Origin of the sequence: Sphingomonas trueperi, assembly GCF_040545965.1 — a bacterium.
Classification (GTDB): domain Bacteria; phylum Pseudomonadota; class Alphaproteobacteria; order Sphingomonadales; family Sphingomonadaceae; genus Sphingomonas; species Sphingomonas trueperi_C.
Genome location: NZ_JBEPMV010000004.1, coordinates 618,143 through 644,854 on the forward strand (window position 1 = coordinate 618,143; position 26,712 = coordinate 644,854).

Annotated in this window: 30 protein-coding genes; 16 read left to right on the forward strand and 14 right to left on the reverse strand. The window is 68.3% G+C overall.

Annotated features, from left to right (window positions below; translation table 11 throughout):
- Positions 1–21: 21 nt before the first annotated feature.
- Positions 22–1,788: an aminodeoxychorismate synthase component I gene (gene pabB / locus ABIC35_RS14440; RefSeq protein ID WP_183049277.1), complete on the reverse strand. Its 1,767-nt coding sequence runs from the start codon at positions 1,786–1,788 to the stop codon at positions 22–24.
- A gap of 80 nt (positions 1,789–1,868) precedes the next feature.
- Between pabB and ABIC35_RS14445 the strand changes: the two genes are divergently transcribed.
- The gene (locus tag ABIC35_RS14445) at positions 1,869–2,549 is read left to right on the forward strand and encodes an MBL fold metallo-hydrolase (protein ID WP_121072900.1); all 681 of its coding nucleotides are present in this window, start codon (positions 1,869–1,871) and stop codon (positions 2,547–2,549) included.
- A 4-nt stretch (positions 2,550–2,553) separates the two neighbouring features.
- On the opposite strand, the gene ABIC35_RS14450 is transcribed toward ABIC35_RS14445, so the two are convergent.
- Positions 2,554–2,955 carry an MAPEG family protein gene (locus tag ABIC35_RS14450; RefSeq protein ID WP_121072902.1) on the reverse strand — a complete coding sequence of 134 codons (402 nt, stop codon included), beginning with the start codon at positions 2,953–2,955 and terminating at the stop codon, positions 2,554–2,556.
- 203 nt (positions 2,956–3,158) lie between these two features.
- Between ABIC35_RS14450 and rpmF the strand changes: the two genes are divergently transcribed.
- From rpmF to ABIC35_RS14475, 5 genes are all read left to right on the forward strand, one after another.
- Entirely contained in the window at positions 3,159–3,338 is a 180-nt protein-coding gene (gene rpmF / locus ABIC35_RS14455; protein WP_064310610.1) for a 50S ribosomal protein L32, read from the forward strand.
- Positions 3,339–3,379: 41 nt separating this feature from the next.
- A complete protein-coding gene (gene plsX, locus ABIC35_RS14460; RefSeq protein WP_121072904.1) occupies positions 3,380–4,411 on the forward strand; it encodes a phosphate acyltransferase PlsX in 1,032 nt (343 codons plus the stop codon).
- Between the two features lie 24 nt (positions 4,412–4,435).
- Entirely contained in the window at positions 4,436–5,407 is a 972-nt protein-coding gene (locus ABIC35_RS14465; protein WP_121072906.1) for a beta-ketoacyl-ACP synthase III, read from the forward strand.
- A gap of 135 nt (positions 5,408–5,542) precedes the next feature.
- A complete protein-coding gene (locus tag ABIC35_RS14470; protein WP_313536955.1) occupies positions 5,543–5,851 on the forward strand; it encodes an integration host factor subunit alpha in 309 nt (102 codons plus the stop codon).
- Positions 5,852–5,859: 8 nt separating this feature from the next.
- Complete coding sequence (locus tag ABIC35_RS14475) at positions 5,860–6,189, forward strand: MerR family transcriptional regulator (RefSeq protein ID WP_121072910.1); 330 nt, start codon at positions 5,860–5,862, stop codon at positions 6,187–6,189.
- Positions 6,190–6,192: 3 nt separating this feature from the next.
- Here the strand turns inward: ABIC35_RS14475 and ABIC35_RS14480 are convergent, their stop codons facing one another.
- From ABIC35_RS14480 to ABIC35_RS14500, 5 genes are all read right to left on the reverse strand, one after another.
- On the reverse strand, positions 6,193–6,726 hold the full coding sequence (locus ABIC35_RS14480) for a SixA phosphatase family protein (RefSeq protein ID WP_121072912.1): 534 nt from the start codon (positions 6,724–6,726) through the stop codon (positions 6,193–6,195).
- On the reverse strand, positions 6,723–9,449 hold the full coding sequence (locus tag ABIC35_RS14485; RefSeq protein WP_121072914.1) for an ATP-dependent DNA helicase: 2,727 nt from the start codon (positions 9,447–9,449) through the stop codon (positions 6,723–6,725). The genes ABIC35_RS14480 and ABIC35_RS14485 overlap by 4 nt, the downstream gene beginning before the upstream one ends.
- Before the next feature lie 52 nt (positions 9,450–9,501).
- Entirely contained in the window at positions 9,502–9,963 is a 462-nt protein-coding gene (locus ABIC35_RS14490; RefSeq protein WP_121072916.1) for a PEP-CTERM sorting domain-containing protein, read from the reverse strand.
- Positions 9,885–10,505 (reverse strand): SGNH/GDSL hydrolase family protein, encoded by a 621-nt coding sequence (locus tag ABIC35_RS14495; protein ID WP_183049278.1) that lies wholly within the window; start codon positions 10,503–10,505, stop codon positions 9,885–9,887. Before ABIC35_RS14495 ends, ABIC35_RS14490 begins: the two co-directional genes overlap by 79 nt.
- A gap of 135 nt (positions 10,506–10,640) precedes the next feature.
- Complete coding sequence (locus ABIC35_RS14500; protein WP_121072920.1) at positions 10,641–10,832, reverse strand: DUF4169 family protein; 192 nt, start codon at positions 10,830–10,832, stop codon at positions 10,641–10,643.
- A gap of 62 nt (positions 10,833–10,894) precedes the next feature.
- On the opposite strand from ABIC35_RS14500, the gene ssb reads away from it, so the two are divergent.
- Complete coding sequence (gene ssb / locus ABIC35_RS14505) at positions 10,895–11,473, forward strand: single-stranded DNA-binding protein (RefSeq protein ID WP_121072922.1); 579 nt, start codon at positions 10,895–10,897, stop codon at positions 11,471–11,473.
- 9 nt (positions 11,474–11,482) lie between these two features.
- Here ssb and ABIC35_RS14510 read toward each other — a convergent pair whose 3' ends face one another.
- A complete protein-coding gene (locus tag ABIC35_RS14510) occupies positions 11,483–13,132 on the reverse strand; it encodes a hypothetical protein (protein WP_147425814.1) in 1,650 nt (549 codons plus the stop codon).
- Positions 13,133–13,285: 153 nt separating this feature from the next.
- Here ABIC35_RS14510 and ABIC35_RS14515 point away from each other — a divergent pair, with 153 nt between their 5' ends.
- A complete protein-coding gene (locus ABIC35_RS14515; RefSeq protein WP_121072926.1) occupies positions 13,286–13,756 on the forward strand; it encodes a hypothetical protein in 471 nt (156 codons plus the stop codon).
- A 6-nt stretch (positions 13,757–13,762) separates the two neighbouring features.
- On the opposite strand, the gene ABIC35_RS14520 is transcribed toward ABIC35_RS14515, so the two are convergent.
- Positions 13,763–14,059: a sel1 repeat family protein gene (locus ABIC35_RS14520; protein ID WP_121072928.1), complete on the reverse strand. Its 297-nt coding sequence runs from the start codon at positions 14,057–14,059 to the stop codon at positions 13,763–13,765.
- A 90-nt stretch (positions 14,060–14,149) separates the two neighbouring features.
- Entirely contained in the window at positions 14,150–14,983 is an 834-nt protein-coding gene (gene panC, locus ABIC35_RS14525) for a pantoate--beta-alanine ligase (RefSeq protein WP_121072930.1), read from the reverse strand.
- 80 nt (positions 14,984–15,063) lie between these two features.
- Here panC and ABIC35_RS14530 point away from each other — a divergent pair, with 80 nt between their 5' ends.
- From ABIC35_RS14530 to pgmG, 3 genes are all read left to right on the forward strand, one after another.
- A complete protein-coding gene (locus ABIC35_RS14530) occupies positions 15,064–15,858 on the forward strand; it encodes a division plane positioning ATPase MipZ (RefSeq protein WP_121072932.1) in 795 nt (264 codons plus the stop codon).
- Positions 15,858–16,121: a J domain-containing protein gene (locus ABIC35_RS14535; RefSeq protein WP_121072934.1), complete on the forward strand. Its 264-nt coding sequence runs from the start codon at positions 15,858–15,860 to the stop codon at positions 16,119–16,121. Before ABIC35_RS14530 ends, ABIC35_RS14535 begins: the two co-directional genes overlap by 1 nt.
- 137 nt (positions 16,122–16,258) lie before the next feature.
- On the forward strand, positions 16,259–17,647 hold the full coding sequence (pgmG, locus tag ABIC35_RS14540) for a phosphoglucomutase/phosphomannomutase PgmG (RefSeq protein ID WP_121072936.1): 1,389 nt from the start codon (positions 16,259–16,261) through the stop codon (positions 17,645–17,647).
- A 165-nt stretch (positions 17,648–17,812) separates the two neighbouring features.
- Here pgmG and ABIC35_RS14545 read toward each other — a convergent pair whose 3' ends face one another.
- The 3 genes from ABIC35_RS14545 to metX are packed head-to-tail and all read right to left on the reverse strand — an operon-like array spanning position 17,813 to position 20,387.
- Complete coding sequence (locus ABIC35_RS14545) at positions 17,813–18,676, reverse strand: pirin family protein (protein WP_121072938.1); 864 nt, start codon at positions 18,674–18,676, stop codon at positions 17,813–17,815.
- On the reverse strand, positions 18,673–19,266 hold the full coding sequence (metW, locus tag ABIC35_RS14550; RefSeq protein ID WP_121072940.1) for a methionine biosynthesis protein MetW: 594 nt from the start codon (positions 19,264–19,266) through the stop codon (positions 18,673–18,675). The genes ABIC35_RS14545 and metW overlap by 4 nt, the downstream gene beginning before the upstream one ends.
- On the reverse strand, positions 19,263–20,387 hold the full coding sequence (gene metX, locus ABIC35_RS14555; RefSeq protein WP_121072942.1) for a homoserine O-acetyltransferase MetX: 1,125 nt from the start codon (positions 20,385–20,387) through the stop codon (positions 19,263–19,265). Before metX ends, metW begins: the two co-directional genes overlap by 4 nt.
- 90 nt (positions 20,388–20,477) lie before the next feature.
- On the opposite strand from metX, the gene hisC reads away from it, so the two are divergent.
- Positions 20,478–21,572: a histidinol-phosphate transaminase gene (gene hisC / locus ABIC35_RS14560; protein WP_121072944.1), complete on the forward strand. Its 1,095-nt coding sequence runs from the start codon at positions 20,478–20,480 to the stop codon at positions 21,570–21,572.
- The gene (locus tag ABIC35_RS14565; RefSeq protein WP_121072946.1) at positions 21,572–22,480 is read left to right on the forward strand and encodes a prephenate/arogenate dehydrogenase family protein; all 909 of its coding nucleotides are present in this window, start codon (positions 21,572–21,574) and stop codon (positions 22,478–22,480) included. The genes hisC and ABIC35_RS14565 overlap by 1 nt, the downstream gene beginning before the upstream one ends.
- A gap of 3 nt (positions 22,481–22,483) precedes the next feature.
- On the opposite strand, the gene ABIC35_RS14570 is transcribed toward ABIC35_RS14565, so the two are convergent.
- Complete coding sequence (locus ABIC35_RS14570) at positions 22,484–22,720, reverse strand: hypothetical protein (RefSeq protein WP_121072948.1); 237 nt, start codon at positions 22,718–22,720, stop codon at positions 22,484–22,486.
- A gap of 90 nt (positions 22,721–22,810) precedes the next feature.
- On the opposite strand from ABIC35_RS14570, the gene ABIC35_RS14575 reads away from it, so the two are divergent.
- The 3 genes from ABIC35_RS14575 to ABIC35_RS14585 all read left to right on the forward strand — a co-directional run bounded on the left by ABIC35_RS14575 (position 22,811) and on the right by ABIC35_RS14585 (position 26,606).
- The gene (locus ABIC35_RS14575) at positions 22,811–24,631 is read left to right on the forward strand and encodes an ABCB family ABC transporter ATP-binding protein/permease (RefSeq protein ID WP_183049279.1); all 1,821 of its coding nucleotides are present in this window, start codon (positions 22,811–22,813) and stop codon (positions 24,629–24,631) included.
- Positions 24,632–24,716: 85 nt separating this feature from the next.
- Positions 24,717–25,649 carry a hypothetical protein gene (locus ABIC35_RS14580; protein WP_121072950.1) on the forward strand — a complete coding sequence of 311 codons (933 nt, stop codon included), beginning with the start codon at positions 24,717–24,719 and terminating at the stop codon, positions 25,647–25,649.
- 18 nt (positions 25,650–25,667) lie between these two features.
- On the forward strand, positions 25,668–26,606 hold the full coding sequence (locus tag ABIC35_RS14585) for an alpha/beta fold hydrolase (RefSeq protein WP_121072952.1): 939 nt from the start codon (positions 25,668–25,670) through the stop codon (positions 26,604–26,606).
- The last annotated feature ends 106 nt before the right edge of the window (positions 26,607–26,712 follow it).

Sequence of the window (26,712 nt, forward strand, 5' to 3'; positions counted from 1 at the left end):
TTTTCCGGGGAAGATGCGCGCCTATAGGTCCGCTTCGGCGCCTTCCGCAACTGTAACGGCTGCAACCAGTCCCCGCAGCGCGTTGCCGAGCAGGAAGCCGCCAGTCAGGTCCTCCGGGCGGAGGTCGCCTTCCACCGCGCGACCGCTGGCGAGCAGCTCGGCACGGAGCACGCCGGGTAGCAGGCCGCGTGAGCGCGGCGGAGTCACCAGCACGCCGTCGCGCTCGACGAACAGCGCGGTGAAGCTGCCCTCGGTCAGATAGCCCTCGGCATCGGTGAACACCACTTCCCACGTGCCGGCGGCGCGGCGGGGTTCATCGTAGAGCTTCCGGCGCGTGGTCTTGTGGGCGAGGCGAAAATCGTCGCGCGGCACCGAATGGGGTACGATCCGGACCTTTACCGGCCCGGCCGGCGGGGCCGGGGGCGGCGAGATGCCGATTGCCACCGCGCCCGAGGGGCCGAGCAGCAGCCGCACCTTGGCGGCATCGCGCAGGCGGAAGGTGGCGGCCTGGAGCTCGTTGCGGACGACGTGGCGGTCGAACGGGAAGCCGAAGGTCGCGGCGCTGTCGCGGATTCGCTCGAGATGGCGTTCGAGCAGGAGGATGCCGTCCTCGGGATCGAAGCGCATCGTCTCGATCAGGTCGAAGTCCGGTTCGTCCTTGGTCACGAACGCCCCCTTGGCCAGGCACTCCGCCCATTCGCTATCAGCATAGGAGTCGGCGACGACCCCCGAGCCGAGGCCCAGGCTGGCGCGGCCGGTCGCGTCGATGGCCAAGGTCCGGATCGCGACGTTGAATTCGGCCCCACCATCGGCATCGATCCTCCCTATCGAACCGGTATAGACGCCACGCGCGCTGGGTTCGACTTCGGCGATTACTTGCATTGCACGAATCTTCGGCGCGCCGGTCACCGATCCGCAGGGGAACAACGCGGCGAGAGGGTCGACGGCTCCGAGGCTTTCGTTCAGGCGCGCGGTGACCGTCGAGGTCATCTGATGGACGGTGGGATAGGTCTCGACGTGGAAGAGCTGCGGCACCGTGACGCTGCCCGGCTGTGCCACGCGGCCGAGGTCGTTGCGCATCAGGTCGACGATCATCAGGTTTTCGGCGCGCTGCTTGGGATCGGTCGCGAGCTCTTGGGCGAGGGCGGCGTCGATCGCGGGATCGACGTCGCGCGGCGCGGTGCCCTTCATCGGGCGGGCGGTGAGGGTGCCGTCCTCCAGCGTGAAGAAGAGCTCGGGCGAGAGGCTGAGCAGCCATTGCTCCCCCGTCGCGACCAGCGCGCCATGGCCTGCGGCGGCGCGGGCGCGGAGCAGCGCGTAGAGCGCCGCCGGGTGGCCAGCGATGGGCACCTCGGCGCGGAAGGTGAGGTTGGCCTGATAGATGTCGCCGGCTTCTATATAAGAGAGCACGCGCGCGAGGGCCGTATCATAGGCGGCGCGGTCGAGCTGCGGGCGGGGGCGTCCGGCCCAGGCGCCGTCGGGATCGGGGAGCAGCGCTGGGACCGCGTCGGCGGGTAGCCGCTGGTGGCAGCGGAACAGGCCGAACCAGAGCAGCGGACCTTCCATGTCGCGCGCGGGCGCGGCGGGTTCGAGCGCGGCTCCGGCTTCATAGGCGAGCCATCCGACGGCATCCAAACCCTCGGACGCCGCCGCGCGCAGGCGGTCCAGCGCAGGCGCTATTTCGTCCAGCCGGTGCGCGACGACGATCTCGACGGGATCGACATAGAGTCGCGCCTCGCCATCGGCGCGCGCGTCGTCGAGCAGGACGAAGGGGGGACGCAAAACCATCAGCCCGCTGAAATGCAGAGCCGCACTGCGAAGGGCAAGCCTTGGTTGCCGCACGCGCGCCCACGGGGTAGCGAGGGCGCATGGCTTCCGATCCCAACGCCGCCCAGCCGCCGCTCCGCGCGGCGATCGTGCCCGTCACCCCGCTCCAGCAGAATTGCACGCTGCTCTGGTGCACCAAGACGATGCGCGGCGCGTTCGTCGATCCGGGCGGCGATCTCGACCGGCTGCGCGCGGCGGCGACCCAGCACGGCGTCACCATCGAAAAGCTGCTGATCACCCATGGCCATATCGACCATTGCGGTTCGGCCGGGATCTTTGCCGAGGAACTGGGCGTGCCGATCGAGGGGCCGCAGGAGGCGGATCGCTACTGGATCGCGCGGCTGGAGGATGACGGCCGCGCCTATGGCGTGCCGGGCAAGCCGTTCGAGCCGAATCGCTGGCTGGAGCAGGGCGATCAGGTGACGGTGGGTGAACTGGTGCTCGACGTCTATCACTGCCCAGGGCACACGCCGGGGCATGTGGTGTTCCACCATCCCGACTCGCAGCTGGCGATCGTCGGCGACGTGCTGTTCCAGGGATCGATCGGGCGCACCGACTTTCCCTTGGGCAACCATCAGGACCTGATCGACGCGATCACCACCCGGTTGTGGCCGCTGGGGGACGACACCGTGTTCGTCCCCGGCCATGGCCAGCCGAGCAATTTCGGCCAGGAGCGGCGCACCAACCCGTTCGTCGCCGATTCGGTGCTGGCGCGCGCCTGACGATTCAATGCAGCGGGTTCGAACCCGTATAGCCGAGCCACGCGGCATAAAGGCCGAGCCCGGCGAGGGTGAGGAAGGTGGTCAGCGCGCCGATCGCGCGGCCCGGCTGCCAGCCGTCCATGCCGAAGCCGTGCAGCACGCGGCCGATCAGATACACCGCGGCGATCACCCACAGATAGAGTCGCGTGCCCTGGGCCAGTTCGATCAGGCCGATCAGGATCAGGATGAAGGGCGTGTATTCGACGAAATTCATCTGCGCGCGCATACGCGCGAGGAGTCGGGGGCTGCCGCCGTCGCCGGTCAGCACCTTGTCCGCATAGCGCAGCTGGATGACGCGAATCGCCAGCCACAGGTTGAGCAGCGCCGCAGCGCCCGCGCTGGTGAGTGTAACCGGCAGAAAAAACATGCGCGTCCCCCTAAAACCAAGGCGCGAACCCCTGCCACGTGCGGCTTCTGCTTGCAACGCGGACGAGAATCGCTATACGCGCGGGCTCGCTTCGTGACCTGTCCGCTGGTCCGGCGAGCGGCCGGCCTAGCCGTCGCTTGCCTGAATTACCCTGTGGGCCTATCGCGACTTATTGATTCATTTAGCTTGTTGAAGGTGCCGAAATGGCCGTTCCTAAGAGAAAGACCTCGCCCTCGAAGCGCGGCATGCGTCGTTCGCACGATTCGCTGACCGTCGAATCGTTCCAGGAGTGCCCGAACTGCGGCGAACTCAAGCGTCCGCACAACCTGTGCAACGCTTGCGGCCACTATAATGGCCGCGAAATCGTTTCGGTCGAGGGCTGAACGACGTTTAGCAACGAGGGCCGCAACGGGGGGTTGCCGGTATGACTGTTCCCTCGCGGATCGCCGTCGATGCAATGGGCGGCGATGAGGGGGTCGCCGTCATGCTCGCCGGCGCCGCACGTGCACGTCGCCGCTTCGAGGGGATGGAGTTCCTTCTCGTCGGCGACGAGTCGCGCATTCGAGACGGCCTGAAGGCGCATCCGAATCTGGCAGCCGCGTCGGAGGTCGTCCACGCGGCCGAAATCGTTGCGTCCGATGCCAAGCCGAGCCAGGCGATTCGCCGTGCCAAGACCACCTCGATGGGCATTGCCATCGATCTGGTGAAGCAGGGGCGTGCCGGTGCGGCCGTGTCCTCGGGCAATACTGGCGCGCTGATGGCGATGGCCAAGCTGTCGCTCCGCACCATGGCGGGGATCGACCGGCCGGCGCTCGCCGCGCTGCTGCCGTCGCTCGGCGCGAACGACACGGTGATGCTGGATCTCGGCGCCAACACCGAAGTGGACGAGCGCAACCTCGTCCAGTTCGCGGTAATGGGTGCTGCCTATGCGCGCACGGCGCTCGATCTCGATCGCCCGCGCGTGGCGCTGCTCAACATCGGCACCGAAGAGATGAAGGGCACCGACAGCATCCGCGATGCTGCCGCCCAGCTGCGTGCGGCCAAGCATCTGCCGCTCGACTTCACTGGCTTCATCGAAGGCAACCGGCTGTCGCGCGGCGATGTCGACGTGATCGTCTGCGACGGTTTCTCGGGCAACATCGCACTCAAGACCGCCGAGGGCACCGCGCGCTTTGTCGCGGATCTGCTGCGCCGCGCGTTCAGTTCCTCGCTCCGCTCGAAGCTCGGCTTCCTGATCTCGAAGCCGGCCACCGAGCTGCTGCGCCACCATCTCGACCCGAACAATCATAATGGTGCCGTTTTCCTCGGGCTCAACGGCATCGTCGTGAAGAGCCATGGCGGCGCGAACGAAGTCGGCGTGGATACCGCGATCGGCTTTGCCGCCAAGATGGTGCGCGACGAACTGACCCGGCGCATTGCCGAGGATCTGGGGAACTTCGAGGCCAAGGCCGCGTAGGAAGACGGGATAAGAAGGGGTCGCATGACCGTACGTTCGGTGATTCTCGGTACGGGTTCGGCCCTGCCGGCGCAGCGTGTCTCCAACGCGGAGCTGGCGGAGCGCGTCGATACCAGCGACGAATGGATCGTAGAGCGGACCGGCATCCGCTTCCGCCACATCGCAGGTCCTGATGAAACCACCGGCACCCTGGCCGCAGATGCGTCGCGTGCCGCGCTGGAGTCGGCAGGCATCGAGGCATCGTCGATCGACCTGATCGTGCTCGCCACCGCCACGCCGGACCAGACCTTCCCCGCCACCGCGACGCGCGTGCAGAACGCGCTCGGCATCCTCGATTGCGTCGCCTTCGACGTGGCAGCGGTGTGTTCGGGCTTCCTCTATGCGGTGCAGGTTGCCGATTCGATGCTCCGCGCGGGCGTCCATCGCCGCGCGCTGGTGATCGGCGCCGAGACCTTCAGCCGCCTGCTCGACTGGGAAGACCGCACCACCTGCGTGCTGTTCGGCGACGGCGCCGGCGCGATCGTGCTCGAGGCGCAGGACACCGAGGGCGAGGCGCCGCAGGGCATCCTCTCCACGAAACTCCATGCCGATGGCCGCTATAACGACCTGCTCTATGTCGATGGCGGCGTGTCGACCACCGGCACCGTCGGCAAGCTGCGGATGAAGGGGCGCGAGGTGTTTCGCCACGCCGTCGTCAACCTTGCCTCCGTTATGAACGAATCGCTCGCGATGGCCGGCCTCCAGCCCGGCGACGTCGACTGGGTGGTGCCGCATCAGGCCAATGCCCGCATCCTCGACGCCACCGCGCGCAAGCTCGACCTTGCGCCCGAAAAGGTGATCGTCACCGTCGATCGCCACGCCAACACCTCGGCTGCGTCGGTGCCTCTCGCGCTCGACACCGCGGTGCGGGACGGCCGCATTCAGCGCGGCGACTTACTCGTTTTGGAAGCAATGGGCGGTGGGTTCACCTGGGGTGCAGCCGTCGTCCGCTTCTAGGCGTTACAGGCCGGTATCCCCATTTTGGACGAGTTACGTGTTTTTCCAGAATATGTCTGAGGCGTTACTGCCGCTTCAAGATCATTCTTGATAGCGCGTAACAATCTGATACGGGTACCCCAGTACACGAAAGGAATTGCTGGAATGAACGCTGCGGGAACGCTGACCAGGGCAGACTTGGCTGAGTCGCTGCATCGCGAAGTGGGGCTGTCGCGCGCCGACGCCTCGCGGATCGTCGAGCAGATCCTGAAGCACATGTGCGAATCGCTGGCGAAGGGCGAGAACGTGAAGATCTCGGGCTTCGGCAGCTTCGTGCTGCGCGACAAGGGCGAGCGGGTCGGCCGCAACCCCAAGACCGGGGTCGAGGTGCCGATCGCACCGCGCCGCGTGCTTACCTTCCGCGCCAGCCAGATGATGCGCGACCGCATCGTCTCAGCCCGCTGAGGCCCGCGATGCCGGCGTCCGAGAAGGCCGCCGGTGCGTTGCGGACCATAGGTGAGCTCGCCGCTGAAATCGGCAGGCCGCAGCATATCTTGCGCTATTGGGAAACCCGGTTTCCCCAGCTGAAGCCACTCACCCGTGCGGGCAACCGCCGGTATTATCGACCAGACGACGTGGCGCTCGTGCGCCGCATCCACCAACTCCTCAGCGAGGAGGGCTACACTATCCGCGGCGTGCAGAAGCTGCTGGCGGAAGAGAAAGCGGCGCGCGGCCGAAGCAAGGCCGCCGAGCTGCAGGCGATCCGGGACTCGCTGTCCGACGCCTTGGAAGAAGACCGCTAGGCCTCAGGCATCGGGCCCGAGGCTGGGATCGAGATCGCGCGGACGCACGAACCGGACGAGTTCGGCGTCTGCGCGGGACGCCTCGGCCCAATGCGCGATATCGAAGCGCAGTTCGGCAAGCGTTGCGGTGGGGTATTTCTGCTCGACTTCGTCGCGCAGCGGGCCCGACGCGGACACGCGATCGAGCACCAGTTCCTCCAGCCCGGGGTTGTGCCCGGAAAGCAGCACCACATTGGCGGCATCGGGCAGCGCCTCGATCGCATCGAGCAGCGTGCCGAGCGAGGCGAGGTAGAGCCTCTTGTCCCAAGCCGGCGCGATCGTCTCGCCATAGCCGTTCGATACCTGCGCCAGCGTTTCCTCCACCCGCACCGCCGGCGAGGCGATGGCATGGTCGAAGCGCAGCCCCTGTTCGCGTAGATAGCGGCCCATCGCCACCGCGGCGCGCTGGCCCTTGAGATTGAGCGGCCGGTCGAAATCGCGGGCGACCGGATCGTCCCAACCGGACTTGGCGTGGCGGAGGACGAGAAGGGTCTTCATGCTTCCCCGAGTTGGACGCTGGCGGCTTCGCCTGCCTCATGCCGCAACGTGGGCCCCAAGGAAAGCCGAACCCGCTCGACCGCCGCATCCAGCGTCGTGCGGGTGATCCGCGTGCCGGGCGGAAAGGCGTCGAGCAGTCGCGACGGGGTGGCGGCGGAGAGCAGCACGAAGGCGCCGCGATCGTCCGCCCGCCGGATCAGCCGGCCGAACGCCTGGGCGAGCCGGGCGCGGACGATGCGATCGTCATAGGCCGATCCGCCCCCGGCCAGCCGCCGGGCGGCGTGGAGCACGCTGGGCTTGGGCCAGGGCACGCCTTCCATCACCACCAGCCGCAGCGAATCGCCGGGCACGTCGACGCCGTCCCGAAGCGCGTCGGTGCCGATCAGCGAGGCGCGTGGATCGTCGCGGAAGATGTCGACTAGCGTGCCGGTATCGATCGGATCGACATGCTGGGCGAGCAGCGGCAGCCCGTCACGTGCCAGCCGGTCGGCGATGCGGGCATGGACCGCGCGCAGCCGGCGAATCGCGGTGAACAGCCCCAGCGTGCCGCCCCCCGCCGCGGCGATCAGCCGGGCATAGGCATTGGCGAGCGCGGGCATGTCGCCGCGCTTCACGTCGGTGACGATCAGCACCTCGGCCTGGTTGGGATAGTCGAACGGGCTCTTCGCCTCGAAACGCTGGGCGGGGCGGAGGAGGTGGACGCTGCCCGAGCGCGCTTCGGCCACGTCCCAGTCGCCGCCGGCGCGCAGCGTCGCCGAGGTGACGAGCACGCCGTGCGCGGGCTCCAGCACCGTCTTGGCGAGCGGCTTGGCGGGGTCGAGCCAGTGGCGGTGGAGGCCGATATCGAACTCGCGGCCCTCGACGCGGTCGACCGCCAGCCAGTCGACGAATTCGGGATCGGCCGGGCCGCCGATCCGCGCGATCAGCGCCAGCCAGGCGCCGACCGTATCCACCCGCCAGCCGAGCGAGGCGATCGCGCCTTCGATGCGGGCGCGGGCGGGCCCGTCCATCCAGTCGGGCGCCTCGGCCAGCACCGCTTCGAGCCGGCGGCCGAGCACCACCATCGGGCGGAGGAGCGCGTCGAGCGCGGCGGTGGCGGCGCTGGCGGCCTCGACCAGCGCGGCATCGGGTTCGGTGAGTTCGGTTTCGAGCCCATAGCCCGCGTCCGCAGAGCCATTGGTATCGCGGGCATAGACCAGGCCGCGCACGGCGGCGAGCAGCGCCTCGATCGGCCCGAACGGCTCGCCTTCGTTCAGCCGCTGGAGCCAGCCGTCGCTCGGGAGCGCGCGGGCGGCATCGACGGCTTCGGCAATGGCGCGGCCGCCCGCATCGTCATAGCTGGCAACGTCCGAAAGGCGGGCGGCCAAGCCCCGCCGGCGTCCGCGCGAACCGGATTCGGGCCCGGTCAGCCAGCGGCGCAGCTCGATCGACTCCTGCCCGGTGAGCGCGACCGAGAACATCGCATCGGCCGCGTCGAACAGGTGATGGCCCTCGTCGAACACATAGCGGGTCGGGCGCGTCTGGTTCTCGCGGCCCCGTGCGGCGTTGACCATCACCAGCGCATGGTTGGCGATGACGATGTCGGCATCGGCGCTGGCGCGGGCGGCGCGCTCAATGAAGCATTTCCGATAGTGCGGGCAGCCGGCATAGATGCACTCGCCGCGCCGATCGGTGAGCGCGGTGGAGCCGTTGCGGCGGAACAGGGTAGGGAGCCAGCCGGGCAGGTCGCCGCCGATCATGTCGCCGTCGGCGGTGTAGGCGGCCCAGCGCGCGACCAACTGGGCGAGGATTGCCGCACGTCCCGCAAACCCGCCCTGCAGCGCGTCCTCCAGGTTGAGCAGGCAGACGTAATTCTCGCGGCCCTTGCGGGTGACGATCCGTGCGCGGCGCTGCTCGGCATCGGGGAACAGCCGCTCGCCTTCGTTGCCGAGCTGGCGCTGGAGCGCTTTGGTGAAGGTGGAGACCCACACCGGCCCGCCCGACTGCTCTGCCCAGAGCGAGGCAGGAGCCAGATAGCCGAGCGTCTTGCCGATCCCCGTGCCGGCTTCCGCCAGCACCAGATTGGGGGTGTCGGGCACGCTGCGCGGGGCAAAGGCCTGGGCGGCCGCCTCGGCATAGTCGCGCTGGCCCTGGCGGCGCTCGGCGGTGGCGCCGGTCAGGCGGGCGAGCCGCTCGGCGACCTCCGTGGGGTCGAGCGTGATCGTGCGCGGGGCGGGGCGGGGGGCGCCTTCCTCCCATTCGGGCAGCTTGGAGAAGAGCCAGCGCTCGGCGCGCTCGGGCTTGGCGATGCGCTGGCCGAGCGCGGCGCTCCACGGCCAGCGCAGGCGGCCCAGCGATTGCAGCCCATGCCAGGCGCCCTCGCGCTCTGGCCAGTCGCCCTCGGCAAGCGCGAGCAGGTTTGCGGCGGCGTCGCGGAGGAAGGCGGCGACATGGGCGTCGTCCCTGGGCGGCTCCAGCCCGCAGGCGCGCGCGAGGCCCTTGGGGGTCGGCACCATGAAGCGGGCGGGGCGGAGAAAGGCGAACAGCTCGAGCAGGTCGAGCCCGCTCAGCTCGGGGTGCCCAAGCCGCTGCCCGACGAGCGGCGCGTTGAGCAGCAGCACCGGCGTATCGGCGGCAATGCGGATCGCCTCGCCGCGGCTCAGCCCGCGCGTGCCCTCGGGCGTGGCGAGCCACACGCCCGAATGGCTGGCGTGGAGGGCGGGGTAGGGAAGCGGCGGCAGCATCGGTCTGCCGCCGTTGTACACGATGCGTTCCGCTTTGACAGCGGGAACCGCCTCAGTTCGTCGCCAGCGCGGGCGCGCGCACGCCCGCCTGCCGGTGGCGCATCCGCCAGCCGAGCAGCGTGAAGCCGGCAAGCAGCAGACCCCAGACCGAAGGCTCGGGCACCGCGCTGGGGGCGGTGCCCAGCAGCCCGAACTTGTGCTCGATATCGTTGAGGATCGCCTGGTGCGCGGCAGCGGTGGGATGGTCGCCGTCGAAGAACAGATAGTGCGAGCAATCCGGCTGCGCGCCCGCTGCGCGGCACGGCGTCACCGTGTCGAGCCCGGCGGGCAGGCCCAGCTTGGTCGGATCGGCGGCGGCCTGCTGGAAGAAGTCGAGAATGTTGTAGCTGTAGAGATGCGTGCCCTCGGGCAGCGCCAGCTTGGCAAGATCGGCGGTCAGCAGGTTCTGCAACTCGTAGGAGGTCTTGGTGTCGAGATAGAGGAAGCCGGTGAACAGGATGTTGCGCGCCCCCATGTCCGCCAGCGTCTGGATGCCCGCGGCATAGCTGCCGGCGATCGCTTGCAGCGCTTCCTCGCGCGTGCGAAGCCGCCGAGATCGCCATTGTCGATCGCACCGACGTCGTTGTCGCCGAAGGTGATCGAGACGAGCGTATGGCTGTCCAGCTTGCCGCCGGTCGCGGCGAGGTGCTGCTGATACTGGGCGATCTGCGCGGCGAAATCGGGATAGCCGCCGCCGAGCACGCGCGCACCGCCAAAGGCATAGTTGGTGCCGCCCGCCAGCGACGCGACGGTCGCCGTGCCGGTGATCTGCTGGCTCAGCAGGTCGGTATAGTCATAGCCGTTGGTGTTGCGCCCCTCGAAGAAGCCGCCCGCGGCATCGGGATAGGTGCCGCCGCTGGTGATGTAATAGTTGCCGGCATCGACCAGGCTGTCGCCGAATTCGACGGTGCTGGTGAACCGCGGGGCGCTCGCGGCCAGGGCGGGGGCGGCGGACACCGCCTGCAGGGACAGGCCTGCCGCCAGCAAGGCAAGGCGCTTCGACCAGGATGACACCACGAACTACTCCTCTACGCGACGGGGAACCCTGCGCCCCCAACCGCGCCGGAGGCGCGTTCGCCGCGTGCGTATACGATTCGTTCACCATGTTCCTCCCAACCCCGGGTAGGGGTTGGCGGTGGCGCCCGTGCCGGGTCAGGCCGGATCTTCGGGCGTTTCGCGCCGCGCCTGGTCGAGCGTGCGGACCTTGCGCTCGGCCTCGATCGCATCGCGCGCGTTTTCCGCCTTGGTGCGGCCGAAGCGGGCGCGGTTGGCCTCGGCTTCGGCCTTGGCCGTCGCTTTCGCTCTCGCTTTTCTCGCTTTGTTCAGGTTAAGGATGTCGGCCATAGCAGAGTCTTTCTAGCGCCCCTTCGCGCGGGCGCACCATCGTATATCGGAGTTTTTGCGGCATGGCGGGCAGCGTCAACAAGGTGATCCTCGTCGGCAATCTGGGGCGCGACCCCGAGAGCCGGGCGTTCCAGAATGGCGGCAAGGTGGTCGAGCTGCGCATCGCCACCTCGGAGAGCTGGAAGGATCGCAACAGCGGCGAGCGCAAGGAAAAGACCGAGTGGCACACGGTGAAGATCTTCTCCGAAGGTCTCGCCAATGTCGCCGAGCGCTATCTGCGCAAGGGCAGCAAGGTCTATCTCGAAGGCCAGCTGCAGACCCGCAAGTGGCAGGACCAGAGCGGCGCCGACCGCTATTCTACCGAGATCGTGCTGCAGGGCTTCAACGCGCAGATGGTCCTGCTCGACGGCCCCGGCGGCGGCCAGGGTGCCGGCCGTAGCAGCGGCGGTGGCGGCGACGATTGGGGCTCGGACGATTCGTTCGGCGGCGGCGGTGGCGGCGGCTTCGGCGGCGGTGCTCCGGCGGGTCGTGGCGGCGGCAACTTCAACGGCGGCGGCCAGCGCAGCGGCGGTGCCAGCAACAGCGGCGGCGGCTTCGGTGGCGGCTTCCCGGACGATCTGGACGACGACGTGCCGTTCTGATCGACCGACCTAGCGGCCTGCGCCCCGTGCGGGCGCGGCGCAGGGCCGCCAGAGTTCGAGCGCCCGCTCTTCCCACCAGAACATCATGCGCGGCAGCGGGATCGCGCAATAGCCGCCGCGATGCGCGGCCAGCCAGCGCGCCGGTCCCGAAGGCGCGAACAGCGGCAGCACCGGCACCACGAACCAGGCGCGTTCCCGATCCGCTTCGCTCAGGCGGTCCCACACGACATCGGGCCAGGTCGCAGTCGCCGGATTGAGCCAGAGCAGCACCGGCGCCTTTGCGCCCAGCGCGGCGGCGACGCCCGGTCCCGTTCCCGAGAGATCGACCAGCAGCGCACCCTGCGCTCGTCCATGCGCACCGTTCAGGAAGTCTGCGGTTTCGGTATCGACCAACAGGGGACTGCCGGTGAGCGGGTGGCGCACCGGGATCTGCTGGGCGAACAGCGAGTCCGACAGACTGTACGGCGATTGGGTCGCAGCGAGCAGCAGCAGCGGTGCGGCGGCGATGCCCACCGCATAGGCCGCCGCCTGCCGCCAGCGGACGGCGTCCTCGCTGGCCAGCCGGAACACCGCGAGCAGCGGGAAGACCATGCTGAAATCCAGCTGGGCCCATTGGTTGTTGAAGGTGCCCAGCGCCACCGCGAATGGGGCGATCAGGAGCAGCGCCAGCAGCAGTGCGTCGCGGCGGGCGACCAGCGCCGCATAGCCGGTCGCGATCAGCACCAGCGCGAGTCCGGGGAATTCGGGGATGCCGCCGTCGAGCGTGTCGGGAATCGTCGAGGCCAGATAGAGCAGGCCAAACGCGATGGCGGCGTAGCCGAGCCATTTGCCCCAGCGCGCGCGCCGCAGTGCCAGTGCGCCGATCGCCGCCAGCGCCGACGCGGACAGCAGCGGCGGCACCGCCGCCCAGTCGCCGAGTACCTTGATCGGCAGGTGCAGCGGGGTGTTGGGCAGCGCGAGGATGTGCTGGCTCGCCGCGATCCGTGCGAGCAGGCCCGGGATGCGGGGTAGCGGCAGGAACAGCGCGATCAGCGGTACGGCCAGCGCCATTGCGCCGAGCAGCGCTATGCTCCGCCCACGGTTCCGCCGGAACGACCATGCGGCCAGCGCGACGACCAGCACGCTGCCCAATGCGAATAGCGGCGGCTTGGCAAAGGCGGCGGCGCAGAGCCCGCAGGCAATCGCCAGGCTTGCGGTCACGCGTACAGGAAGACCTTCGCCGCGCAAAAGCGCCGCCGCCCCTGCCAGCACCAGCATCGCGCCTACATTGGCGGCGGAATTGTAGCTGGGGGTGACGATCCACGGGAAGTAGATGACCAGCGCCGCCGCCGCACCGAAGGTCGCGAAGGTCCGGTGCCGCGTCCCTTCGGGCGCCAGCTGCCGCCCGAGGAGCGCGCCTGCCGCCGCGGTGATCGCGAACCCCACCAGCCGGTAGCGCGCGACATCGCCGCCGCACAGCGCATAGAGCGGGTGGAGCAGATAGCCGAAGGGCTGGTAGAGCAGCGCATAGGCTTCGGGATCGCGCGCCCAGACGAGGTAGAAGATCTCGTCCGTCAGATCGATGCCGCGCCCGGCACCGTAGACCAGCAGCCCGCCGCAGAAGAGCAGTGCGAGCACGGCACCGGCCAGCGCCAGCCCGGCGGACGACAATCGAACCATGTGTGCGGCAATCCCCAAGGCGGGCCTTTGCGACCCGGGGACATCGCTAGCAGCGCCGATCGGCCGCACCAAGGGGCGGGAGCAAAGCGCGCGCCGGGCCGTTCCTAGCGGCTAGCGCCGACGCGAGGTCGACGGGGCGGAAAAGGGGCCAGGATGCATCGTCGTCATATCATCGCGCGCGCAACGTTGCTCGGGGCCTTCGCGCTGCTTGCGAGCTGCGGCCGGGGCGGCGAGCAGACAACCGATGATCCGGTGGCGCAGAATGTCGCGTCCGCCGCGGCCGCGGGGGTGCCGGCGAACGTCTCGGCGGCGATCGATTGCAGCAACAAGCCCGACTTCGTGCCGGTCTATGCCAATGCGACGATTCTCAGCTGCACCGCGGCGCCGGACGGGCTGCCCGGGCGGCATGTCAGCGGCAATCTGGTCTACGAGACCGATGCGCCGGAAAAGCAAGTGCTCGGCTGGTCGCGCGCCCAGGCCAATGCCTCGGGCCTCAAATATCGTCGCGAGACGGGCTTCAGCTATGAAGCCGGGGAAGAAAGCGAACGCAGCCTGCGCGTGGTGGTGGAAAGCCATCTCGGCCGCACCCGCGTGTCAATCAACTGGGGCCAGAAGGCCCAGTGAGCCGTATCAGGCGGCGCGGCTTTCCAGGCCCCGCAGCCAGGCGCGGGCGGCCTTCTGCGCTTCGATGATCTCGCGCGCGGTCATGTCCTCGGCGATGTCGGCGCGGCAAGCCTGGGCCTCGACGCTGCCGGTCATCGCGGCGATGTTGAACCATTTGTGCGCCTCGACCAAGTCGATCGTCACGCCCTCGGCGCCGCTCGAATAGACAATGCCAAGATCGAAACAGGCATCGGCACTGCCGCGCGCAGCATCGCGCAGCCGGCTCTCGATCAGAAAACGCGCACTCTTTTCACTATTCGCCATCGTCGGTCCGCCCCAGATTCGGTGCCCTTGTTGACTCCGAATTTGGGGGGGTAAGGACAATAAAAGGTTAAACGGCTTAACCGTATTAGTTCATAGTACGGGGATGTTGTCGATCAGCCGGGTGCCGCCGATCCGGGCGGCGGCGAGCAGCCGCATCGGCCGGCCCTCGATCGGCGCGGCGAGCGACTCGGCATCGACCAGCGCGACATAATCGACCTCGAACCCGGCGGCGGCCAGCGCGTCCTGCGCCTGGGCGAGCGCCGCCGCCCGGTCGCCGCCTTCGCCGATCGTCTTGGCGGCGGCGCCGAGCGCGCGCGGCAGCGCCACCGCGCGGGCGCGATCCTCGGGCATCAGATAGGCGTTGCGCGAAGAGAGGGCGAGGCCGTCATCCTCGCGCTGGGTCGGCACGCCCTGGATCTCGATGGGCATGTCGAGGTCTGCGACCATGCGGCGAATCACCTGGAGCTGCTGCCAGTCCTTCTCGCCGAACAGCGCGGCATGCGGCTGCACCTGGTGGAACAGCTTGGACACCACTGTCGCCACGCCGTCGAAATGGCCCGGGCGGTGCGCGCCGTCGAGCGGCTCACTCACACCCGAGACGTGGACGCTGGTGGCAAAGCCCTCCGGGTACATGATCTCGGGCGTCGGCATCCACAGCAGGTCGACCCCGGCATTGGCGAGCAGCCGCGAATCGGCCTGTTCACGCCGCGGATACTTTGCCAAGTCCTCGTTTGGTCCGAACTGGATCGGATTGACGAAGATCGATACGATCACGCGGCCGCCGGCGCGCTTGGCGGCTTCGACGAGCGCCATATGCCCGTCATGCAGCGCGCCCATGGTGGGCACGAAGGCCAGCCGGGCGCCTTCGCTGCGGAAGGCGTCCAGCGCCTGGCGAAGATCGTCGATCTGGCGAACGGTTTGCACGCTTGGGCACTTTCGATATGAACGGAAGCGGGGCCTTCTATGGGGGGGAGGCCGCCCGATCAAGTGAAGGAATAGCTGCGTTGAATCAGCCCGCTAAACGACTGCATGTGCTGGTTTTTGCCAATGAAAAGGGCGGCACGGGCAAGTCGACCACCGCGGTGCACGCGGCGATCGCGCTGGCGGCAAAGGGCGCGCGTGTCGCCTGTTTCGATTTGGATCACCGCCAGCGGACGATGGGCCGCTACCTCGACAATCGCCGCGCGACGATGCGCCGGATGGGCCGCGAGCTGCCGATGCCGGTCTATGAGACGCATGACGGCGAGAGCATGGACTTCTTCACCGATACGCTCGATCGACTCGGCGAAGGCGCCGACTTCCTGGTCATCGACACCCCCGGCCGCGACGACAAGTTCGCCCGCATCTCGGTGACCAATGCCGACACGCTGGTCACCCCGATGAACGACAGCTTCGTCGATTTCGACCTGATCGGACAGGTCGATCCGGACAGCTTCCGGGTGACGCGGCCCAGCTTCTATTCGGAGATGATCTGGGAATCGCGCAAGCGCCGCGCCAAGGCGGACGGCGAGACGATCGACTGGGTGGTGCTGCGCAACCGCATGCAGCACATCGAGGCGCGCAACATGAAGCGCGTGTCCGAGGCGATCGACCAGCTCTCCAAGCGCGTCGGCTTCCGGGTGATCTCGGGGCTCTCCGAGCGCGTGATCTATCGCGAGCTGTTTCCCCAGGGGCTGACGATGCTCGATTCGCGCGAGTTCGGCGAGATGGGGCTCAGCCATGTCGCGGCGCGGCAGGAGTTGCGCGAGATGATGGCCGGTCTGGCCCTTCCCGACGTTAACGCGCCGCTGTTCGCCTGATGGCGAAGCTCCTCATCGCGGCGGCTTTGCTCTACATCCTGTGGCGCTGGCTGCAGCCGAAGAAGAAGGCGCCTGCAGCGCCGCCGCCCAGGCTGGGCGAGAGCGAGGCGCGCGCGATCCTCGGCGTCGATGCCGCGGCGGGTCCCGACGAGATCCGCGCGGCGCACCGCAGGCTCGTTTCGGCGCTGCATCCCGACAAGGGGGGCTCGGCCGAGCTCACCCGACGGATCAATCTGGCCCGCGATACGTTGCTGCGCGGCTGAGGTCCGTCCTCTTCACGTAACATTTGCCTGCGACGATGTTGCAGTGCAAAATATTAATCTTTCTGTGTCTCGCGCGCCTTGAAACTTCGTTTCGAGTCGCGGAAGAGGCGCGCATCTTTACCTTCGGGAGGGCTTACATGACGCACCGTTTCGATCCTACGTCGCTGCGCGAATACGACATCCGCGGAATCGTGGGGAAGACGCTGGGTCCGGACGACGCTCGGGCGATCGGCCGCGGTTTCGCGACGCTGCTGCGCCGCGCCGGCGGCCGCCGGGTGGCGGTGGGCCGCGACGGCCGCATCTCCTCGCCGATGCTCGAGGCCGCGCTGATCGAGGGCCTGACCGCCTCGGGCTGCGACGTGGTGCGCACCGGCATGGGGCCGACGCCGATGCTATATTATGCCGAGGCAACGCTGGAGGTGGATGGCGGCATCCAGATTACCGGCAGCCACAATCCCGGCAACTACAATGGCTTCAAGATGGTGTTCCAGCACCGCTCGTTCTTCGGCCAGGACATCCAGACGCTGGGCAAGATGGCGGCGGAAGGCGACTGGGACGAGGGTGACGGCACCGAGACGGTGACCGATGCCGACATCGAGGACCTCTATGTCAGCCGCCTGATCGCGGGCTATGCCGGCGGTTCGTACAAGATCGGCTGGGACGCGGGCAACGGCGCTGCCGGCCCGGTGATCGAGAAGCTCGTCAAGCTGCTGCCGGGTGAACACCATACGCTGTTCACCGACGTGGACGGTAATTTCCCCAACCATCACCCCGATCCTACCGAAGAGAAGAATCTCGCCGATCTGAAGAAGCTCGTCGCCGAGAAGAACCTCGATTTCGGTCTTGCTTTCGACGGTGACGGCGATCGCCTGGGCGCGATCGACGGCCAGGGCCGGGTGGTATGGGGCGACCAGCTGCTCGCCATCCTCGCCGAGCCGGTGCTGCGCATCGATCCGGGCGCGACGATCATCGCCGACGTCAAGGCCAGCCAGGCGCTCTACGACCGCATTGCGGAGCTCGGCGGCAAGCCGGTGATGTGGAAGACCGGCCACAGCCTGATCAAGACCAAGATGAAGGAAACCGGCGCCCCGCTCGCGGGCGAGATGAGCGGCCACATCTTCTTCGCGCAGGACTATTACGGCTTCGACGACGCTCAGTACGCCGCGATCCGCCTGATCCAGGCGGTACACGTGATCGGCAAGTCGCTCACCCAGATCAAGGACGAGATGCCGGCGATGGTCAACACGCCGGAGATGCGCTTCCAGGTCGATGAGAGCCGCAAGTTCCCGGTCGTCGAGGAAGTGCTCGACCGGCTCGAGGCCGACGGCGCGCAGGTCGACCGTACCGACGGCGCGCGGGTCAACACCGATGACGGCTGGTGGCTGCTGCGCGCGTCCAACACCCAGGACGTGCTCGTCGCGCGTGCCGAGGCGAAGGACCAGGCCGGCCTCGACCGCCTGATGGCGCAGATCGACGACCAGCTCGGCAAGAGCGGCATCGTCCGCGGCGAGCAGGCGGCGCATTGATAGCGCAGGGGCCGTCCGCTGCGAGAAGCAGGGGCGGCCTCTTTTCTCTGTCATCCCGACGAAAGTCGGGATCCAGACGCCGTTCGGTCGTCGCTCCCGCTGTAACGGCGACCCCCGATGGATTCCGGCGTTCGCCGGAATGACGGCTAAGAGGGTAGGGCGGACTCAGCCCGCCACGATTTCCGCCACGCCGAACGTACCGCGCTGATAATCGGCATAGGCCTGGTGGATTTCCTGCACGCTGTTCATCACGAACGGGCCGTGGGCGACCACCGGCTCGGGGATCGGCGCAGCATGGCCGAACAGGATCAGCGCGGGTTCGTCGGCGGTGAGCGTCAGCGTGTCGCCTGCCGAGAGGTTGGCGAGGTGCCAGTTGGGCAGCGTGCGATCGCCGACCTTCACGCTCCCGCGCACCGCGTAGAGGAACAGGTCGCGGTCCTTCAGGCCGTCGAAGGTCAGCGTCGCGCCTGCCGCCAGTTCGGCCCAGCACAGGAACACGCCGGTCAGCGACTCGATCGGGCCGGTGCGGCCGCCGAAATCGCCCGAGACGAGGTGCACCGTCGCGCCATCGCCCGCCGCCACACCCGTAAACGCCTCCGCCTGCAGCCCGACATAACGCGGCGCGGCCATCTTGAGCCGGCTCGGCAGGTTGACCCAGAGCTGGAGGATCTCCATCGGCCCGCCGTCACGTTTGAACTCGGCGGGCGAGACCTCGGCATGGACGATGCCGCGCCCCGCGGTCATCCACTGCACGCCGCCGGCACGGATGATGCTTTCATGCCCAGCCGAGTCGGTATGGGCGAGCGAGCCTTCGAGGATGAAGGTCACCGTCTCGAAGCCGCGATGCGGGTGCGGGCCGAAGGGCAGGCCGGCATTGTTCGGGCGGTAGGTCTGGGGCCCGTGATGGTTGAGGAACAGGAAGGCGCCGATCTGCTCCAGCCCCGGACCCGGCACCGGTCGGCGGGTGACGAGGTCGCCGATATCGTCGCGGTACGCCACGTGGGTGGCGAGCAGGGTAACCTCGGTCATCGATCGTGCCTCAACAGGAAGACGGCGTGTTCCGCCAGGAGATTGGCGAGCCCCGAACCGGTCTGCTGGTCGCCCGAGAGGAACCAGGCGCCCTCGATGGCGATGCCGCGTTCCTTCACCAGCGCGCGGAAATCGTCGATGGTGACATGGTGGATGTTGGGCGTCGCATACCAGGCGATCGGCAGCAGCCGCGTGACCGGCATGCGGCCGCCGAACAGCAGCGAGGCGCGCACCCGCCAATGGGCGAAATTGGGGAAGGAGACGAAAGCGTGGCGGCCGATCCGCAGCAATTGCTCGAGCACCCAGTCGGGCCGCCGCGTGGTCTGCAGCGTCTGGCTGAGAATGGCATAGTCGAAGCTGTCGTCGGGATAGTCGGCCAGATCGGTATCGGCGTCGCCCTGGATCACCGATAGGCCGCGACCCACCGCGGCGGCGACATTGGTCGGCTCCAGCTCCAGCCCGCGCGCGTCGCAGCCGCGATCGTCGCGCAGCGCCGCCATCAGCGCGCCGTCGCCGCAGCCGACGTCGAGGATGCGTGCGCCGCGATTCACATGGGAGGCGATGATCGCGAGGTCGGGGCGGAGGCTCATGCGCGTTCTCCCGCCGCAAGGAAGCCGCCGATCACGCGGTCCAGCTCCGGGCTCTCCAGCAGGAAGGCGTCGTGGCCGAAGGGCGAGCTGAGTTCGACAAAGCTGGCGGGCGCGCCGGCGGCGTTGAGGGCATGGGCGATGCTGCGCGATTCCGCCGTGGGGTAGAGCCAGTCGGTATCGAAGCTCACCACGCAGAACCGTGCCTGCGACTGGCGGAAGGCGTTGGCGAGCAGCCCGCCATGCTCCTCGGCCAGGTCGAAATAATCGAGCGCCCGGGTGATGTAGAGATAGGAGTTGGCGTCGAACCGGTCGACGAAGGCCAGCCCCTGGTGGCGCAGATAGCTCTCCACCTGGAAATCGGCATCGAAGCCGAAGGTTTTGGCCTCGCGACCCTGGAGCTTGCGGCCGAACTTGGCGGTGAGGCCCGCCTCGGACAGATAGGTGATGTGCGCCGCCATCCGCGCCACGGCGAGGCCCGCAGCGGGAGGATCCTGCGCCTCGTAATAGGCACCGCCGCGCCACTTGGGGTCGGCCATGATCGCCTGGCGGCCGACTTCGTGGAAGGCAATATTCTGGGCTGAGTGCCGCGCGGCCGATGCGATCACCACCGCGGCGCGGACGCGTTCGGGGAAGGTCGCGGCCCAGCTAAGCGCCTGCATGCCGCCCATCGATCCGCCGACCACGGCGAACAGCCGGTCGATGCCTAGGTGATCGAGCAGCATCGCCTGCGCCCGCACCATGTCGCGGATGGTGATGACCGGGAACTGCATCCCCCAGGGCTGGCCGGTCGCGGGGTTGATCGTGGCCGGGCCCGAGGAGCCGAGGCAGCTGCCCAGCACGTTCGAGCAGATCACGAACCAGCGGTCCGTATCGATCGGCTTGCCTGGGCCAACCATGCGCGCCCACCAGCCGGGCTTGCCGGTGACGGGATGTTCGGAAGCGAGGTGCTGGTCGCCGGTCAGCGCGTGGCAGACGAGGATGGCGTTGCTCGCGTCCTCGTTCAGCGTGCCATAGGTTTCGTAGGCGATGTCGACCGGCGAGAACAGCACGCCGCCGTCGAGGCGCAACGGCCCCGGCAGCGTTACCGAGCGGCGAAGGCCGAAACGCGGATCATCGGACATATCCGGCGGTTAGGCGGAGCGGGCCGCGCGTTCAAGCTTCCCCGCCGCACGGCTTGCCAATCGGCCGCCATTCCTTCAATCCCCCGGCCCATGAACGCACCCGTCCCCAAGCCCTGGGTGATGGCCATCGCCCCCTATGTCCCGGGCCGCGCCACCACCGATTCGGGCAAGCCCGCCGCCAAGCTCTCGTCGAACGAGAATCCGTTCGGCACGCCCCAGGCCGCGCGCGACGCCTATGCCGCCGCCGCGACCGAGCTGGAGCGCTACCCCGATGCCGGCGCGGTCGCGCTGCGCGAGGCGCTGGGCGCGCATTACGGGGTGGAGCCCGAGCGGATCGTCTACGGTACCGGCTCGGACGAGGTGCTGCACCTCGCCGCCGGTGCGTTCGCGGGCTTGGGCGACGAGATCATCTATGTCCGCTACGGCTTCGCGGTGTACGACATCGCGGCACGCCGCGTCGGCGCGACGCCGGTGGTGGCGCTCGATCACGACTATGCGACCGATGTCGACGCGATCCTCGCCTGCGTGACCGAGAAGACCAAGGTCGTTTTCCTGGCGAACCCCAACAACCCGACCGGCACCTATACGGCGCGCGAGGAGATCGCCCGCCTCCATGCCGCGCTCCCCAAGAGCGTGCTGCTGGTGCTCGATCAGGCGTACACCGAATATCTCGAGCCCGAAGATGACGATGGCGGCCTCGAGCTCGCCCGCACCCAAACCAACGTGCTGGTGACGCGCACCTTCTCCAAGATCTTCGGTCTGGCTTCCGAGCGGGTGGGCTGGGGCTATGGCCATCCGGACATCATCGCCGCGATGCATCGCATCCGCGCGCCCTTCGCGTTCAGCATCGGCGCCGGCCGCGCGGCGATCGCCGCGCTGGGCGACAAGGATTTCGTCGAGCACAGCCGCGCGCACAACGCCAAGTGGCGCCAGTGGTTCGCCGACGAGATCACCAGCATGGGCAACAAGGGCGTCCGCGCGGTGCCCTCCAAGGCCAATTTCCAGCTCGTCCTGTTCGAGGGCGAGGTGACCGGCGAGCAGGCCTACAAGCACCTCATGGAGGACGGCTATATCGTCCGCTGGCTGCCCGGCCAGGGTCTGCCGCACGGGCTGCGCATCACCATCGGTACCGAGGAAGAGATCAAGGGCGTGGCGGCCTCGCTGCGCCGCTTGCTCGGCGCCTGATGCTGCCTTTCGCGCGCATTACCATTATCGGCCTCGGGTTGATCGGCTCGTCGATCGCCCGCGGCATTCGCCAGCATATGCCGAGCGTGCGGGTGACCGGCTATGACGCCGATCCGGCCGTGCGCGAAACCGCGGTGGCGATCGACCTGTGCGACGACGTGGCGGACAGCGCGGGCACCTCGGTGATTGATGCGGACCTCGTCATTCTCTGCGTGCCGGTGGGCGCGATGGGCGCGGTGGCGGCGGAGTTCGCTGCCGACCTGCCCGCCGACGCCATCGTCAGCGACGTCGGCTCGTCCAAGGAGAGCGTGATCGAGGCGGTGCGCGCGGCGTTGCCGGACGCGACCTTCATTCCGGCACACCCGGTGGCCGGTACCGAGAATAGCGGGCCGACCGCCGGCTTCGCCTCGCTGTTCCACCATCGCTGGTGCATCGTCACCCCGCCCGAGGGCAGCGATCCACTGGCGGTGGAGCGGGTGAGCGAATTCTGGCGGCGGCTGGGCGCGAATGTCGAGACGATGGAGCCGGGGCACCATGACCGCGTGCTCGCGGTGACGAGCCATCTGCCGCACCTGATCGCCTACACGATCGTCGGCACCGCCTCGGACCTGGAGGAAGTCACCCAGTCCGAGGTGATCAAATATTCGGCCGGCGGCTTTCGCGACTTCACCCGCATCGCTGCCTCCGATCCGACGATGTGGCGCGACGTGTTCCTGAGCAACCGCGAGGCGGTGCTCGACATGCTTCAGCGCTTCACCGAGGACCTCACCGCGCTCCAGCGCGCGATCCGCTGGGGCAAGGGTGACGAGCTGTTCGAGCTGTTCAGCCGCACCCGCGCGATCCGCCGCTCGATCATCGACCAGGGGCAGGATGATGCCCGGCCGGACTTCGGGCGCTCGCACGAATAGGCGTCAGCCGCCGGTCACCGGCAGCTGGGGTTCGCGTGACACCAGTCGCTCGCTCCGCCGCTGGCATGCCGCCTGGACGACGGGATAGTCGACATCGGTGGCGCGACGAAGTGCGCCCTCCATGGCTTCCTGGCAGGCGACCTGCGACGTATAGTTGACGGGTTCCAGGCGGACCTGGCGGCAGGCTTGCGCATCGTCGCTGCAGCCCATGATCGCCAGCACGTAGAGCAGTTGGTCCATGGCAGATGACCTCCTGCCCGATTCAACGGACAGACCTCCGGGCTGTTCCCGTGGTTGCGTCGCGTGGCGTGGCGTCCCAGATTAGGGCGGATGCCTCCCGAAACCTCGTCCGCCACGCTCGACCGGCCCATGCTCGGCACGATGAAGCGCTTCCTGCCGTACCTCTGGCCGCGCCATGCGCCGGGGCTGCGGGTACGGATCGTGCTCGCGCTGCTGCTCGTGCTCTGTTCGAAGCTGGTGCAGGTCTATGGCGCGCCCTTCGCGCTGCAGGGCGCGATCGACCGCATGGCCTCGGGCCCGCGCGATACGGTGTGGCTGATCGTCGCGCTGGTCACCGGCTATGCCGCCGCGCGGCTGGGCACGGTGCTGTTCGACAACCTGCGCAACGCGGTGTTCGAGCGGGTGGGGCAGGACGCGACCCGCCGGCTCTCCTCCGACGTGTTCCGCCATCTCCACCAGCTGAGCCTTCGCTTCCACCTCAACCGTCGCACCGGCGCGGTGACCAAGGTGGTCGAGCGCGGCACCAAGAGCATCGATACGATGCTCTACTTCCTGCTGTTCAACATCGCGCCGACCATCCTCGAGCTCGGCATGGTGCTGGGCATCTTCGGCACGCGTTTCGGGTGGTGGCTGGTCGCCGGCACGCTGGCGATGGTGGTGGTCTATATCGCCTTCACCCGCTGGGTGACCGACTGGCGCTCCAAGCTGCGCGAGCAGATGAACGACCTCGATACCGGCGCGGTCGCGCACGCGGTGGATTCGCTGCTCAACTTCGAGACGGTGAAGTATTTCAACGCCGAAGCCCGCGAGAGCGCGCGCTACGACAAGGCGATGACGGCGTATATGAACGCCGCCGTCACCAGCGAGAATTCGCTCGCCTGGCTCAATATCGGCCAGGCGGTGATCACCAACCTGATGCTCGCGGCGGGCATGGCGCTGATCGTGTTCGGCTGGTCCACCGGCCGCTTCACCCCGGGCGACGTGGTGCTGGTGTCGACGTTGCTCAGCCAGCTGTTCCGCCCGCTCGACATGCTCGGCTGGGTGTATCGCACGATCCGCCAGGGCGTGATCGATATGGGTGCGATGTTCGACCTGCTCGATACCGGCGCCGAGGTGAAGGACCCCGCGAACGCGCAGCCGCTCGCGATCCAGCAGGGCCATGTGCGGTTTGAGGGCGTGCAGTTCGGCTATGACGCCGATCGCCAGATCCTGAAGGGCATCGATCTCGACATCCCGGCGGGCGCGACCATCGCGGTGGTGGGACCCTCGGGGGCGGGCAAGTCGACGCTCGCACGGCTGATGTACCGCTTCTACGACGTCACCGGCGGCCGCATCACCGTCGACGGGCAGGATATCCGCGACGTGACCCAGGCCAGCCTGCGCGCCGCGATCGGCATCGTGCCGCAGGACACGGTGCTGTTCAACGAGACGATAGGCTACAACATCGCCTATGGCCGCGAGGGCGCGACGCCCGAGCAGATCGCCGAAGCGGTGCGCGGCGCCTCGATCGCCAACTTCATCCAGGCGCTGCCCGACGGGCTCGACACGCGGGTGGGCGAACGCGGGCTGAAGCTCTCCGGCGGCGAGAAGCAGCGCGTGGCGATCGCCCGCACGCTGGTGAAGAATCCGCCGATCCTGATCCTCGACGAGGCGACCAGCGCGCTCGACAGCCGCACCGAGGCCGACATCCAGGCAACGCTCGAATCGATCGAGCAGGGTCGCACCACCATCGTCATCGCGCATCGACTCTCGACCGTGGTCCACGCCGATCGGATCGTCGTGCTGGAAGCGGGGAGGGTGGTCGAGCAGGGCACCCATGCCGAACTGCTGCGCGAAGGCGGCATCTATGCCGAGATGTGGGCGCGGCAGGCACAGGAGCGCGAGAAAGGCGAGGCGCCGGTGGCGGAGTAGTCCTGCGACGAAGCGTTCCAAAATAGCGATGTACTGAAAAAGCAAGCGGGAGTAGCTTCGAGCTTCCTCCAGACCGGGGCATCAGATGCGAGTCCTGCTCTTCTTTTCTACGGTTGCCGCTTCGTTCCTGCTCGCTGCGCCTGCCGCTATCGGGCATCCGGCTGAGACGGTGGCCGAAGGCGCGTTTCATTTCTGGAAGCCCAGCGATGGGGTGGTGACCTGGACCTCCGCAGGCGTTCGCATCCGGATCGAGCCGGCGCCCTGCCGCACCCCGCCGCAGACCGAGGGCTGCAGCTTCGACCACGTGAACAATCAGCCGCTGGTGACGGTCACGGCGCCGGGCTTGCCGGACTATCGGACGCTGGGGGATTCGCAGTCGTCCTTCTACCGAATCGCCGTCGCCCGACTGCAGCCTGGCGACAGCCGCCCGGGCATCGTCCTCGAGAATCAGTCCGGCGGGTCCGGCGGCGACGTGCGCGAGCAGATCCTGCTTCCAGACGGCAGCGGATATCGCGAGCAAATCCTACCGGGATATCTGCAGGGGGAGCTGCCGGCGAAGATATCGGACCTGTCGGGTGACGGCGTCGCCGATTTCGTGCTGGGCGATGGCGCGTTCGACAGCGCGTTCGGGTGCAACGCATGTACCCCGCGGCCGCCCGTGGTGCTGAGCTTCCGAAACGGCATGGCCGTCGATGTCTCACGCGAGCGCGCCTATCGGGGCCTCTTCCAGCGTGAGATGGCAAAGCTGCGCACCCGCTGCTTCGATCGTACCGATGCCGATCGCAACGGCAGTTGTGCTGCTTATGTCGCAGTGGCTGCCCGAGCCGGCCGATACGCTACCGCGTGGCGGCAGATGCTGCGGCACTATAACCCAAAGGGCGTCGACTTCCGGGAAGGCTGCGACATGCCGCGCGCCCGCTGGCCAGGGGGCGACTGCCCGGCCGGACACCGAACGCCCAGTCCCCCCTTCCCGGAGTCTCTGGCAGCCTTCCTGCGCGCGGCAGGTTATATCGACTGAGCAACAGCGGGGGACGGCATGCGGATAGCGTTCGGATTGGCAGGCATGGGCCTGCTCGGGTTGGCTGGATGGTCGGCCTGGGCAGGACGCAAGGCCGAGGCGATGGTGCCGGCGGATGGCCGCTTCGTCGATGTCGACGGGGCGCGGCTGCATATCGTCGAGCTGGGGCCGCAAGACGCGGCCGGGCCGGCGATCGTGATGATCCACGGGATCATGGCGCAGCTACGCAACTTCAGCCATTCGCTCGCCGGGCGGCTGGCCAAGGACCACCGCGTGATCCTGGTCGATCGCCCCGGCTGGGGGCATTCACGTCTGACCGGACCGCGGCCCGATCTCGCGCGGCAGGGGCGGATGATCGCGGAAGCAATCGAGACGCTGGGGCTAACGAGGCCGCTGGTCGTCGGCCATTCGATGGGCGGGGCGGTGGCCTTGGCGCTCGCCACCGAGCGGCCCGAGGTGCCCGGCGCACTGGCGCTGATCGCGCCGCTCACCCAGATCGTCGAACAGCCGCCAGCGGTGTTTCGCGGGCTGATGGCGCCGCTGGGCGTCCGCGAGCTGCTCGCCTGGACGATCGCGGTGCCGATGGCCGTGGCCTTCGGCAAGCAGGGGGCGGAGGCGGTATTCGCACCCGATCCCGTGCCGGCGGACTTCGCCACGGCGGGCGGGGGAGCACTGTCGGCGCGATCGTCCGCCTACCGGATGGGCAGCTTCGAGATCCGCATGGCGCAGCAGGCGATGCCGCCGCTGATCGCGCGCTACGGCGAGATTCGGATGCCGGTATCGATTCTCTATGGCCGGCAGGATGCGCTGCTCGATCCAGCGCTGCACGGCGAGCGGACTGCGGCGGAGATTGCGGGGGGCAGGGTGACGCTGGTCGATGGCGGACACATGCTGCCGCTCACCCATGCGGACGAGACGGAAGCGTGGCTGCGCGAGGTGCTGGCGCGGATGAACTAGGCTGCCACCCTCACCCTCCCCACCGCCTGCGGCGGCGGGTCCCCTCCCTCTCCCAAAGGGAGAGGGCGCTAAAATCCCTCTCCCCTTGGGAGAGGGAGGGAGCCGC